Origin of the sequence: Bartonella elizabethae F9251 = ATCC 49927 (assembly GCF_000518165.1) — a bacterium.
In the GTDB taxonomy this organism is placed as follows: Bacteria; Pseudomonadota; Alphaproteobacteria; order Rhizobiales; family Rhizobiaceae; genus Bartonella; species Bartonella elizabethae.
Map to the genome: position 1 here is coordinate 67,416 of NZ_JADB01000004.1, position 13,338 is coordinate 80,753.

At 39.9% G+C, this 13,338-nt stretch carries 11 protein-coding genes; 5 read left to right on the plus strand and 6 right to left on the minus strand.

Translation table 11 applies throughout. The annotated features are described in order from the left end of the window. Window positions 1-158: 158 nt before the first annotated feature. The 4 genes from lpxC to ligA all read left to right on the plus strand — a co-directional run bounded on the left by lpxC (window position 159) and on the right by ligA (window position 6,062). Window positions 159-1,043, plus strand: coding sequence for a UDP-3-O-acyl-N-acetylglucosamine deacetylase (gene lpxC / locus T429_RS0105395; RefSeq protein WP_005773202.1), 885 nt, complete (start codon window positions 159-161; stop codon window positions 1,041-1,043). 162 nt (window positions 1,044-1,205) lie between these two features. Continuing rightward, window positions 1,206-2,099, plus strand: coding sequence for an outer membrane protein assembly factor BamD (locus T429_RS0105400; RefSeq protein WP_005773204.1), 894 nt, complete (start codon window positions 1,206-1,208; stop codon window positions 2,097-2,099). Window positions 2,100-2,106: 7 nt separating this feature from the next. Continuing rightward, window positions 2,107-3,768 carry a DNA repair protein RecN gene (gene recN, locus T429_RS0105405; RefSeq protein WP_005773205.1) on the plus strand — a complete coding sequence of 554 codons (1,662 nt, stop codon included), beginning with the start codon at window positions 2,107-2,109 and terminating at the stop codon, window positions 3,766-3,768. A 134-nt stretch (window positions 3,769-3,902) separates the two neighbouring features. Continuing rightward, a complete protein-coding gene (gene ligA, locus T429_RS0105410; RefSeq protein ID WP_005773206.1) occupies window positions 3,903-6,062 on the plus strand; it encodes an NAD-dependent DNA ligase LigA in 2,160 nt (719 codons plus the stop codon). Window positions 6,063-6,293: 231 nt separating this feature from the next. On the opposite strand, the gene T429_RS0105415 is transcribed toward ligA, so the two are convergent. The 3 genes from T429_RS0105415 to T429_RS0105425 are packed head-to-tail and all read right to left on the minus strand — an operon-like array spanning window position 6,294 to window position 9,619. Next, window positions 6,294-8,120, minus strand: coding sequence for an aminopeptidase P family protein (locus T429_RS0105415; RefSeq protein WP_005773207.1), 1,827 nt, complete (start codon window positions 8,118-8,120; stop codon window positions 6,294-6,296). Window positions 8,121-8,137: 17 nt separating this feature from the next. Next, a complete protein-coding gene (locus T429_RS0105420; protein ID WP_005773208.1) occupies window positions 8,138-9,007 on the minus strand; it encodes a 50S ribosomal protein L11 methyltransferase in 870 nt (289 codons plus the stop codon). Window positions 9,008-9,037: 30 nt separating this feature from the next. Beyond that, on the minus strand, window positions 9,038-9,619 hold the full coding sequence (locus tag T429_RS0105425; RefSeq protein WP_005773209.1) for an SCO family protein: 582 nt from the start codon (window positions 9,617-9,619) through the stop codon (window positions 9,038-9,040). A 138-nt stretch (window positions 9,620-9,757) separates the two neighbouring features. Between T429_RS0105425 and T429_RS0105430 the strand changes: the two genes are divergently transcribed. Further along, window positions 9,758-10,387, plus strand: coding sequence for a DapH/DapD/GlmU-related protein (locus T429_RS0105430; RefSeq protein ID WP_005775197.1), 630 nt, complete (start codon window positions 9,758-9,760; stop codon window positions 10,385-10,387). Window positions 10,388-10,442: 55 nt separating this feature from the next. Here the strand turns inward: T429_RS0105430 and T429_RS0105435 are convergent, their stop codons facing one another. The 3 genes from T429_RS0105435 to T429_RS0105445 form a co-directional block, all read right to left on the minus strand. After that, window positions 10,443-12,779, minus strand: a complete 2,337-nt coding sequence (locus T429_RS0105435) for an ATP-dependent helicase (RefSeq protein ID WP_005773211.1) — start codon at window positions 12,777-12,779, stop codon at window positions 10,443-10,445. A gap of 108 nt (window positions 12,780-12,887) precedes the next feature. Continuing rightward, entirely contained in the window at window positions 12,888-13,139 is a 252-nt protein-coding gene (locus tag T429_RS0105440) for a ribbon-helix-helix domain-containing protein (RefSeq protein WP_005773212.1), read from the minus strand. Window positions 13,140-13,150: 11 nt separating this feature from the next. Then, on the minus strand, window positions 13,151-13,333 hold the full coding sequence (locus tag T429_RS0105445) for a DUF4169 family protein (protein WP_005773213.1): 183 nt from the start codon (window positions 13,331-13,333) through the stop codon (window positions 13,151-13,153). Between the last annotated feature and the right edge of the window lie 5 nt (window positions 13,334-13,338).

A 13,338-nucleotide genomic window follows, 5' to 3' on the forward strand; every position in this document is an offset into this window, starting at 1 on the left:
AAGTTATAAAGTAAAATATACTGTTATTTTAGATAAAATACTTTGTTTTAAAAAAAAACCGCTTATAAAAAGCGGTTTTTTTATTATTTACTATGAATATTTTTTTTATAGTTTTATAAATTTTGTTAAAAGATGTAAAAGAAATGCAATAAAATAATATGATGAATTTAATGCCAAGATATAAGTCTACTCTTAAAAAAGCAGTAACATTTAAGGGGATTGGCGTTCACAGTGGCTGTTTGTCAGAGGTCAAGGTTTGTCCAGCTGATGTTGGATGTGGTATTCTTTTTAAGCATTGTGGACTAGAGGGAGAAGAGAAAATATTTCAAGCCCATGCATCGCAAATGGGAGAAACTGAGTTATCAACGGTGCTTGGAGATGGAGAAGTAAGGGTTGAAACAATTGAACATTTGATGGCAGCCATTGCTGCTTATAATTTGGACAATCTTGTCATTGAAGTGTCGCATAATGAGATCCCGATTTTAGATGGTTCTGCATGGCAATATTGCCAAGCTTTTGAAGAAGTTGGCATTGTCCAGCAAAATGCATACCGTTCTTATTTCATGATAAAAAAGCCCTTGCGGGTTGAAGACGCTCATGGTTTTGCAGAGCTTTTGCCATTTGATGGACGCCGTTTTGATATAACGATCTCTTTTTCTTCTCCTGCCATTGGTAGGCAACATTTCAGTTTTGATCTTACCACACAAGGGTTTCGAGATGATTTGTCACGCGCACGCACTTTTGGTTTTATCAAAGACTTGGAAAAATTACGGCTTTCTGGAAAGGCGAGAGGCGCTTCTTTGGAAAATTCTCTTGTTATCGGTTTTGATGACAAAATTTTAAATTCCGATGGTCCTTATTGGGAAAATGAATGTGTTCGGCACAAAATGCTTGATGCGATTGGTGATACTGCTTTGCTTGGGGGGCCTTTTATTGGATTATTTCGTTCTTATTGTAGTGGCCATAGAATTAATGCAAAATTGGTGAAAGCTCTTTTGGCAGACGAATCATATTACGAAAAAAGCTCTTTAGAGAAAGAGTAAAGGAAAATTGAAAAGATTTTTTTATTGTTTTTTTGATTTTTAAGGGGATGATTGACCTAAACTGCTAAATTGGTTATGTGCATTTTAGAGTGATATGGTATAAAAACTTTTAATAAATTATTTTTGCTACAAAAGTGGTATTCTGTGGAGGCCGGAAAGACTATGAAAAAATCTCATGTGTGCATTAGAAGTATGGCATATAGAAAATCTAACATTGTACGCAAGATATTAGGGGTGGTGCTTTTGGGAAGCACCTGTATGTTAGCGGGATGTCTCTTTAAAGAGAAAAATACCCTTGATCCATCTGCTTATGTTTTAAAAATGGATCCACCAGATGTTCTCTATAATCAGGGGCTTGCGAGCCTTGAGAGTGGGCGGCTTGGAGATGCTGCGAAAAAGTTTTTGAAGATTGAAAAACAGTATGCTTATACAGACTGGGGCCGTAAATCTTTAGTCATGGGGGCCTTTACAAATTATCGTCTCGGAAAATATGATGATTCAATTAGTATGGCTCAACGCTATATTACTCTTTATCCAGGGTCTAGTGACTCGGCTTATGCGTACTATATTATTGGTCTTTCTTCTTTTCGTCGGATTCCTGATGTTACACGTGATCAACGTGATACGAAACGCGCTATTGCTGCGATGCAGCTCCTTATAGAGCGTTATCCTAATTCTGAATATGTCAAGGATGCTAAGGATAAAATACGTTTCGGGCGTGAACAATTGGCTGGTAAAGAAATGCAGATTGGCCGTTATTATGAAGAAGGTCGGCGTTATCTTGCTGCAAGTAGAAGGTTTCGTACCGTCGTTGAAGAGTATTCCGATACAAATCAAATTGAAGAAGCGCTTTTCCGCTTAACGGAAGTTAATCTGGCTCTTGGTTTAACGGCGGAAGCACAAACGGCAGCAGCTATTTTAGGACGGAATTATCCCAAAAGTGAGTGGTATAAATTTTCTTATAATCTCTTGCAGAAGAATAAAATAGTGCCACATGAGCATAAATCTTCTTGGATCTCAAATGCTTTAGGTGGTGATAAGAAGAGGGCACGTTGATTCTCTCATGCTGGTACAGCTTTCGATTCATAATATTGTTTTGATCGAAACGCTCGATATTCATTTTACGGCGGGGTTGACGGTTTTAACTGGAGAAACAGGGGCGGGAAAATCTATTTTACTTGATGCTTTGTCGCTTGCTCTTGGGGGACGGGGAGATGCTTCGCTTGTGCGTCATGGTACTGATCGCGGACAGGTCACCGCTGTTTTTGATGTCCCTCTTTCACATCCTGCACGTCAGCTTATTCGTGAGAATGGTCTTGATGATGAAGGGGATATTATTTTACGACGTGTGCAATCGAGTGATGGACGCAGTCGTGTCTTTATCAATGATCAGGTGGCGAGTGTTGCATTGATGCGGAGTGTTGGTCGTCACTTGGTTGAAATCCATGGACAGCATGATGATCGTGCGCTTGTTGATGTTGCGACACATCGCCAGTTATTAGATGCCTTTGGGGGGCTTGAAGGTGACGTGGAAAATTTACGTCAATGTTATCGGGTATGGCATGAATGTGAAGAGCGTTTGCAACAACAGCGTCTTAAAGTAGAAAATGCAACGCGCGAGATGGATTATCTTCGGGCGTGTGTGGAAGAGCTTGAAAAGCTTGATTTTCAAGTTGGTGAAGAGGAGGCGCTTTCTCTTCGTCGTGCGGATATGCTTAAGTTAGAAAAAATAGCGACGGATATTAAGGAAGCTGATGATCTTTTGAGTGGTCAAAAATCGCCAGTTCCGGTGCTTTCTAATTTGGTGAGGCGTTTGGAGCGAAAAATCCCTGAGGCAGAAGAGCTCATTACACCAGTGGTGAAATCTCTTGACGATGCGTTGCATGCACTTGCAACAGCACAAGAAGGCATTGAGACAGCAATACGGGCATTGGATTTTGAACCTGATGAATTGGAACGGATAGAAGAGCGTCTTTTTACGCTTCGCGGTTTTGCCCGTAAATATCAAGTTTCTGCGGATGAATTGGTTCAGTTACGCGATAAAATGGATGCTGAACTTACTGATTTTGAAGAGGCTCAGAACACGTTAACGCGTTTTGAAGATGAGGCAAGAGAGGCACAGAAAAATTATGATACATTGGCACAAACCTTAACAATAAAACGTCGGGAAACAGCAAAGCATTTATCTGAAAGTGTTATGGCTGAGTTGCCGGCATTAAAATTAGAAAAGGCAGAATTTATTGTCGAAATGCAGACTGATGTTGAAAGGCGAAGTGCAGAGGGGTGTGATCGTATTGAATATTGGGTGCGGACCAATCCTAGAACACGGGCGGGACCCATGCTGAGTGTTGCTTCTGGTGGTGAATTGTCTCGCTTTTTATTGGCATTAAAGGTTGTGTTATCTGATCGCGGATCAGCTCCCACGTTGATTTTTGATGAAATTGATACAGGTGCTGGGGGCGCTGTTGCGGCCGCTATTGGGCAACGGTTGCAACGTTTGTCGGAAAAGATTCAGGTTTTTGCTATTACGCATGCACCCCAAGTTGCATCGAAAGCGCATAGCCATTTTCTTATTTCAAAGATTGAAAGTGATGATAAGGGGTGCTTTATGACTGTTCTTCATAAAATGGAAGAGGAGGAGCGTGCAGAAGAAATTGCTCGTATGTTGGCAGGAGAACAGATTACTGAGGAGGCACGAGCTGCTGCTCAAAAACTTCTTGCATAAAGATTCAGTGATTCAACGATAAAAATATCGCTTATTAATTATTTTACTGACAAGCGTGTGTTCATTTGAGTTCACTTTATAATTTAAAGAGTTGAGATTTTTATGACTATAGCCCATCATTTGGAATAGATTTTATGAACAAGGACGGAATTAAAAGCCTCACTGCTCTTGAAGCAGAAAGTGAATTAGAGTGGTTAGCAAAAGAGATTGCACGTCATGATGTGCTTTATAATCGTGATGATCAACCTGAAATTTCTGATGCTGAATATGATGCTCTTCGCCAGCGTAACGCAGAAATTGAAGCTCTCTTTCCCGAACTCGTTCGTATAGACTCTCCTTCACATAAAATTGGAGCACCGGTTTCTGAAAAGTTTGAAAAATCTGTTCATACACAACCGATGCTTTCCCTTGATAATGCGTTTAAGTCTGAAGATGTTACTGAATTTGTTGAACGTGTGCGTCGTTTTTTACGGTTTGCAGAAACACAAATATTAGAAATAACGGCGGAGCCAAAAATTGATGGTTTATCGTTGTCTTTGCGCTATGAAAAGGGGAAGCTTGTATGTGCTGCAACGCGGGGTGATGGAGCTGTTGGTGAAAATGTGACAGCGAATGCACGAACAATTTCTGATATTCCAAAAGTTTTGCAAGGCAAATTTCCTGATATTCTTGAGGTTCGCGGTGAAGTTTATATGGAGCGGGAGGATTTCCAAGCGCTTAATATCAGCCAACAAGAGAAGGGTAAGTTAACCTTTGCCAACCCTCGAAATGCTGCGGCTGGATCATTGCGTCAACTGGATTCACGGATAACTGCTAGCAGAAAGCTGCGATTTTTTGCTTATGGTTGTGGTGAGGTGAGCGAAATATTTGCAGAAAGCCAAATGGAGATGATAAAAAATCTCAAAGAATATGGCTTTATTATCAATCCATTAACAAAAGTTTTTAAGACAGTAGAGGAAATTATTTCCTATTATCGTGATGTCGAAGAATGCCGTCATTCTTTAAACTATGATATTGATGGCATTGTTTATAAGATTAATGATTTGATGCTCCAAAAGCGTTTGGGATTTGTTTCTCGTTCGCCGCGTTGGGCTATTGCGCATAAATTTCCAGCAGAAAAGGCTATGGCGCTTTTGGAAGACATTGATATTCAAGTGGGGCGCACGGGAGCATTAACCCCTGTTGCACGTCTTACGCCAATTACTGTTGGTGGGGTGGTGGTGACCAATGCAAGTTTGCATAATGAGGATTATATTAAAGGAATTGGTCATAAAGGAGAGCCCATTCGTGAGGGACGTGATATTCGTATCGGCGATACGGTGATTATACAACGTGCTGGCGATGTAATTCCTCAAGTAGTTGATATTGTTGTAGAAAAACGTAAAAAAGACTCTTCTGCTTTTGTTTTTCCTCATCTCTGCCCTGCTTGTGGCAGTCATGCGGTTCGTGAAGCAGGAGAAGCTGTGCGTCGTTGTACTGGGGGGCTTATCTGTCCTGCACAAGCAATTGAGCGTATTCGTCATTTCGTTGCACGCAATGCCTTTGATATTGAAGGGCTTGGAAAAAAACAGGTGGAGTTTTTCTTTCATATTCAAGAAGAAACGCTTCGGATTCATACACCTGCTGATATTTTTACTTTACAGCGGCGCCAAGAAAACTCGTTGGTACGTTTGGAAAATATGGAGGGTTTTGGTGCTGTTTCAGTGCGCAAACTTTATGATGCCATTAATGCACGTCGAAAAATTCCTCTCAGTCGTTTTTTGTTTGCATTGGGAATTCGCCATGTTGGAGAGGTCAATGCACGCCGTCTTGCACGTGCTTATCAAACTTATACAGCTTTTGAAACTGCGGCAATGGAAGCGCTTATGCCATGTGAGCAGGAAAATAAAGAAGGCAATGAAGCTTGGCTGGAGCTTACCAATATTGAAGGAATTGGACCACAGGTAGGGGAGGCAATTGTTGATTTTTATCAAGAAGCCCATAACCGTGAGGTTTTGGCTGTTTTGCTTGAAGAAGTAACTCCTCTCGATGAGGAGCCTGTTTTGACAGAATCTTCACCGTTAGCGGGAAAGATCATAGTTTTTACAGGAACTTTAGCGCATATGTCTCGCGATGAAGCAAAAGCATTGGCAGAGCGATTAGGGGCAAAGACTTCCGGTTCACTTTCTAAAAAAACAGATCTTCTTGTTGCAGGGCCTGGAGCGGGATCAAAATTGACTAAAGCTGGGGAGTTAGGTGTTGAGGTTATCGATGAAGAGGCTTGGCTACAGCTGATTGAGGGACATTATGGTTAAGAGGGAAAATGACACTCAAGCATGATGGATATGCTTATCTTTTTTTCTCATTAGATGCGATTTACTGATATTGAAAGCCAATTTATAATTATTAATGCTGTGAAAGTCTTATCAAGACGATAAAATAATGAAGCGTTTTGATATTTCTTCACGTTCAGTGCATATTTTGGCTTGGAAAAAGGACAGGGGTGTCCTTATTGGAAGCTTTAAGAGATATTTGTATTTCTTTACTTAAAGAGGCATAGTTGCCTCTTTTACCCATTCTTTCTCTTCTTCACTTAAATAAGGTTCATTCATTTGATAAACACGTGCATGGTAATTATTGAGCCATTGTCGCTCTTCTTGTGTTAAAAGCTCTGGAAGGATGAGCTTTCGATCGATGGGGCAATGGGTGAGTGTTTCAAACGAGAGCATTTCTTTCTCTCCGCCAGCAATTTTTTGTGCTGGCTTTACAATAAGCAAATTTTCAAGACGGATACCAAAAGCGCCTTCACGATAATATCCAGGTTCATTCGAAACAATCATTCCAGGAATCAATTCTTGGCATCCTTTGCGCGAAATATTTTGTGGTCCTTCATGAACAGAGAGATAAGAACCAACGCCATGACCCGTACCATGGGCATAATCAAAACCGGCTTTCCACAAGGCAATGCGTGCTAGAACATCAATGTCTTGTCCGCGTGTTCCTTTTGGAAAACATGCTGTTGAAAGAGCAATCATGCCTTTAAGAACCAGAGTAAAACAGCGTTTTTCTTCTTCTCCAATATCCCCAATTGCAACTGTGCGTGTGACATCTGTGGTGCCATCCCTGTATTGTCCACCTGAATCCACAAGATAAAGTTCACCAGCCTTGAGTGGTTTATTGGTTTCATTTGTTACACGGTAATGGATAATTGCTCCATGTGCACCTGCTGCTGAGATTGTATCAAAAGAGAGATCTTCAAGTTTTTTTCCCATGTCTTTTGCTGTATTGATGCGAAATTCTTCTAATTTCTGAGCAGCAGAAATTTCATTTATTGTGCTTGGTGTTTGTTTGTCTAACCAAGTAAAAAAACGGGTAAGAGCAACACCATCGCACAGATGTGCTTTCCGCGCTCCTTCTTGTTCTGTGGCATTTTTAATGGCTCGGGGTAGAGCTGCAGGATCGGTCAGTGTGATGAAAGATTTGCCACTTTCTTCAAGGATAGTGCGTAACTTTTCACATGTTAACTGTGGATCTAAAGCAAAAATCATGCCTTTTTGACTATAATCTTGAATCTTTGCAATAAGCTGTTCTGGTTCATATAATTTTGTATAACGTTCCAGATATTGTTTTTGTTCTTCGCCAAGCTTGTTGCTATCAATGAATAAGGCTGGTGTTTCGTTTACAGGTATTAGGGCAAAACAAAGAGAAAAAGGTGTGTTGGAAACATCATTGCCACGTATATTGAACATCCATGCAATAGAGGAGGGATCTGTAAAAATAAAAGCATCTGCATTGGCTTGTTGTATGGTTTTGCGAACTAAGGAGAGCTTTTCATCGCTATCCCATCCTGCATATTGGAGAGGATGAATCGATAAGGCAGATTGTGGTGATGGTGGTTGATCATGCCAGATAAGATCAATAGGATTTTGTTGGACTGCTATAAGCTTTCCACCTGTTTTTATCTCTAAGGATTTTTTCAGTGTATCTGTAGCGGCAATGGTGTGGAGCCATGGATCAAAGCCAATAGAAAGTTGTGCTCCATTTTTTTCAAGCCATTGTGAGGGGGGGCACGTTACGAGATCTTCATATTCAAAAATATGAGGATTAGTTTGTTGGCGAACTTGGAGTTTATAGCGCCCATCAGTAAAGATAATAGCTTTATTTTTTAAAATGAGAGCGATCCCTGCTGAACCCGTAAAGCCAGTGAGCCAGCTTAAACGTTGAGCATGGGGGGGGACATATTCTCCTTGATGTTCATCGCACCGGGGAACAAGAAAACCATCGAGCCCAAGACGATCGAGTTCTTTACGAAGAGAGGAAATACGCCCGAGAGCATGGCTGGGATTTGTTGTTGCTTCAAAAGATTGATACATAACAACGTCCTTTTCATTTATTTAAGATGTATCGTAACCCATCCTTGACGGTGGTATGTTTCAAGATGTTTTAATCCCTGTTTTACATAAGCTTCCAAGACAAGATTATGTTGTTCTTCAAGGATTCCAGAAAGTACAAGTGATCCACCTTTTTGAAGGACTTGAACCATTTCTGGAGCAAGTTCAATAAGCGGATTGGCAAGGATATTGGCAATGATGAGATCAAAGGGCGCACGTGATGCAATTTCATCATGAGCAAAACCTGTTGCTGTAATTGCCCTAATATATTTTTCTACGCCATTGAGTGCGATATTGTGTTGTGCAACTTTAATAGCAATGGGATCAATATCAGATGCAAGTATAGCAATAGGTTTGAGCTTTGCTATGCCAATGGCTAAGACACCACTGCCAGTTCCAAGATCAAGGGCATTTTGTGGATTCTCGTGTTTCATGATTTTGGCAATCATTTCTAAACAACCGGCTGTTGTTCCATGATGTCCAGTGCCAAAAGCTTGATTTGCGTCAATTTCAATGGGAAAAACACCTTGTGGGATATCATTACGGTTATGGCTTCCATGAAGGAAAAAAGGGCCAGCATGTACAGGTTGTAGTCCTTCTAGGCTTTTTTGCACCCAATCAATATTAGGTAAAACTTCCCTATTAATTTTATCAGAATCTATAGAAAGGGTCTGTGCAAAACGTTGCAGAACACGCTCTTCATTGTCTTGATCTACATAGAGTGAAAGCTCATAGATGGCATTTTTTTCATCTATCTCTGTAAGAGCCAAAGGATATCCTTCTTCGTCAAAAGCTGCTTCTATAAGCGTATAAAATCGTTCTGCTTCACTTTTAAAAGCAGTATAATACAGACGAATTTGCTGTGACATCCTGTTCTTTCTTTATAATTGGCTTTTTATTTAGTTTGAGACAAGTTTTTTGAGTCGTTCAATGGCGATTTCGTCTTTTAATTCATTATCATCTTCTTTGGGTTCATAAGGTATAATACCAGCGAGTTTGCCACCTTTTTTAAGCAAAAAAATTGCTGCTGTATGATCATAAGTATAATTTCCATCTGTTCCAGGTACTTTTTTAGCAAAAATATTAAATGAATTAACCATTTTATGAACTTTCTCAGGCTCTCCGCTAATGCCAATAATTTTATTGGTAAAATTACTGAGATATTCATGAAGAGCTTCCGGTGTATCTCGTTCAGGATCAACGGTCACAAACCATATTCCTAATTTATCAGCCTTTGGTCCAAGAGCTGTTAACCATCGATCAAGATTCATCAATGTTGTAGGACAGATTTCAGGGCACATCGTAAAACCGAAGAAAATAATTGAAGGTTTACTGCGAACATCAGCTTGCGTAACAGTTTGTCCATTGGAATCGGTGAGCGTAAAGTCATCACCTAAAGGCTTATTGATCAATGTATCATAAATAAAAATTCCCGTAAGAAATATAACTGTTAGTCCCAAGATGCGGATTACATTTTTCATAGCTTGTCTCTCTTAAAGGCGCCAAAAAACTCTAGCATTGGCTGGTTTGTTTTGCAATCTTTGTTTCATAGTTGATTTTGCTCATCTGATGGTTATGTCTCTTGTGTTAATTATCGGACAAAAATTGGTGAAAGCTAAATGAATATTGAGAATGATCTTCGATTCCATGAAAATAAACCACGTATTCACACAACGGCACGGTTGCATGGTTGTAAATTAGGACGCTATGTGGAAATTAATGAGCGAGTAATTTTGCGGGATGTAATCATTGGGGATTTTTCTTATTTAGAACGTAACAGTGAGGCTATTTATAGCGATATTGGCCGTTTTTGTTCGATTGCCTCTCATGTACGGATAAATGCGTTGGAACATCCCATGGAGCGCGTTTCAACACATAAAATAACCTATCGGCCAAACGAATATTTTCGTTATAGGTCACTCGATTGTTCTTTTCGCGAAAAGCGTTGTGCAAAACGTGTTATCATTGGGCACGATGTATGGATTGGGCATGGAGCGGTTATTATGCCTGGGGTAACAGTTGGACATGGGGCAATTATTGGAGCTAATGCCGTTATAACAAAAGATATTATGCCTTATACGATTGTTGCTGGGGTTCCAGCTCAACAATTGCGGATGCGTTTTCCCGATCATGTGATAGAAAATCTTTTAGATATGGCTTGGTGGGATTGGCCGCTTGATAAAATTTATAACGCATTGCCTGATATGCAAAACCTTTCCATTGAGGCTTTTGTTCGCAAATGGAAATGACATTCAAAATAAAATAAAGAGGTCTTTTGAAAAAATGGATTGTGGTTTTCTTTCGTTAAGCTTTGTCTACAAAATTATCTAGAACACGCTTTTCTCCAGCTTTTTCAAACATGATTGTCAATTTATGATCGTCTATCGCGGTAATATGACCATAACCAAATTTTATGTGAAAAATTCGATCATTAATAGAAAAATCTGATGGTGCGTGAGAGATTGATTGAGTGATAACGTTCCCTTCAATATTTTTGTTTTTTTGTACACGCTTTTGTTTTGGTGTTGCATAGTCATTATAGAAGCAATTGTGATGTTGAAAGGAGGATTTTCCATAACCACCATAAGATGTTTCCATGGCTATGGCTTCTATATGTTCTGTTGGTAGTTCATCTAGAAAACGGGAGGGAAGAGCTGATTGCCAAAGTCCGTGAACTCTTCGGTTGGATACAAACCATATATGCAGATATTTTTTTGCTCTTGTAAGCCCTACATAAGCAAGACGTCGTTCTTCTTCTAATCCTGAACGTCCACCTTCATCTAAGGAGCGCTGATGGGGAAAGAGTCCTTCTTCCCAACCTGGAAGAAAAACGGTTTCAAATTCAAGTCCTTTGGCTGAATGAAGTGTCATGATGTTGACGGCATCCATGTTCTCATTATTTTCCGTTTCCATCACCAGTGCAACATGTTCTAAAAAGCTTTGAAGATTTTCAAATTGTTCCATGGAACGGATCATTTCTTTAAGGTTCTCTAATCGTGTGGGCGCTTCTGGTGAGCGGTCTTCTAACCACATGGTTGTATAACCAGAATCATCAAGAATGATCTCGGCAAGTTCTCTGTGGGGGGTGTCTTGCAGCATATTTTGCCAGCGGTGGAAGTTTTCAATAAGGTTTCGTAAAGCACTGCGTGTCTTAGGCTTTAGCTCGTCTGTTTCAATGATGTCAGTGGCCGCAGAAAAGAGAGAAACAGCACGTGCGCGTGCACTCTCATAAAGAATGCGCAAGGTTGCATCGCCTATGCTGCGTTTAGGGGTATTGATAATACGCTCAAAGGCTAAATCATCAGCCGGTTGGACAACAACGCGCAAATAAGCCATGGCATCACGTATTTCCATTCGTTCATAAAAACGAGGACCACCAATGACGCGATAGTTAAGACCAAGCGTTACAAAGCGATCTTCAAATTCACGCATTTGAAATGATGCGCGTACCAAAATAGCCATATGATTTAAGGCATGACCGCTTAGTTTAGCGCGTTCGATTTCTTCTCCAATGGCTCGCGCTTCTTCTGCCGAATCCCATGCTGAATGAATTTTTACTTTTTCTTCCTCACTTTTTATTTGAGCAGAGAAAAGAACTTTGCCCAGTCTTTCTTCATTATGAGCAATCAGATGAGAGGCGGCTTTAAGAATATGAGATGTTGAGCGGTAATTGCGTTCTAGACGAATAATTTGGGCAGAAGGAAAATCTTTTTCAAATCGTAATATGTTTTCGACTTTTGCACCACGCCATCCATAAATGGATTGGTCATCATCGCCAACACAACAAAGATTAACATGATGACCTTGAGGATGTTGCGACAAAAGGCGGAGCCAAAGATATTGTGCTGTATTTGTATCTTGATATTCATCGACAAGAATATAGCGAAATTGAGAATGATATTCGCGAAGAATATCTGGATTATGTTGGAAGATAGAGATAGAATGAAGCAAAAGATCGCCAAAATCACAAGCGTTCAGGTCTTTTAATCGATTTTGATAACTGTGATAAAGGTCCCGTCCCATGCCATTGCCAAAGGAATGCGAATCACTTTTTGAGATATGTTCTGGTGAAAGCCCTTGATTTTTCCAAGAATCAATCATCATGGCAAGGTTTCGTGCGGGCCAGCGCTTGTCGTCTAACCCTTCAGCTTGAATAAGCTGTTTTAAAAGTCGGAGAACATCATCGCTATCGAGAATTGTAAAATTTCTTTTTAAATCAACAAGCTCTGCGTGGCGGCGTAAAATTTTAGCTCCAGTGGAATGAAAAGTTCCAAGCCAAGGCATTCCTTCTACCACTTCACCAATGAGTTCACCAATACGTATTTTCATTTCACGGGCTGCTTTGTTGGTAAAAGTGACAGCAAGTATTTGTTGAGGAGAGGCAAGTCCAGAGCGTAGAATATGAGAAATACGGGTTGTTAAAACGCGTGTTTTTCCAGTACCTGCACCTGCAAGGACTAAAAGAGGACCCTCCGTATTTATAACAGCTTGTTGCTGTTCTGGGTTGAGCTGTTCTAAATAGTCTATGTTATATGATTGTTTGTTTTTTAGAACATGGGAAGCAATCCCAGAGTTTTTCTCATCATGGGTTGGAGCGTCATCTTCTTCAAAAAAAGGTATGTGATCGGAAAAATTATTCATTATACCTTTTTTGTAATCTTTTTTTCATTAAAGTGCTAGGTTTAAAAAACTTTTTTAAAGCCACAAAAGTCTTAATTGAATGAGAGATGTTAAAACAAAAGTAAGTATTTAAAGACGTTGAGTAAGAATACTTTGAAGAGCGTAAACGCGTAACGAGGCTGAAAGATTGACTTGTTGTGGTCTTTGGCTATCAATATCAGTGATAATGAAGGCTAAAGATTGTCCTTTTTTGCGGGCTATATCTTTGAGAATTTCTAAAAATGGCGGTTCTAAAGAGACGCTTGTTGCGTGTCCATCAACGCGAACAGATATTTTTTGCGGAATGACTTTTGACCAATCAATACGAACACTTTCGTTCATTTTTTCCCTCTTTATTCGTCGTTTTGTAAACGATTTTGATCAAGAAATTTTTGCGTTTTGAAAGATTTTTGTTGCTCGAAAAGTTTTTCAGTTTTTGTCCGTCCAAAACGATAACGATTTTCCGCAGCATGAAGAGCTTTTTCTGCACGCTTTTTTTGTTTTCGAAATTGGCGAAGATTTATCGGTTCAGTCATAAAAA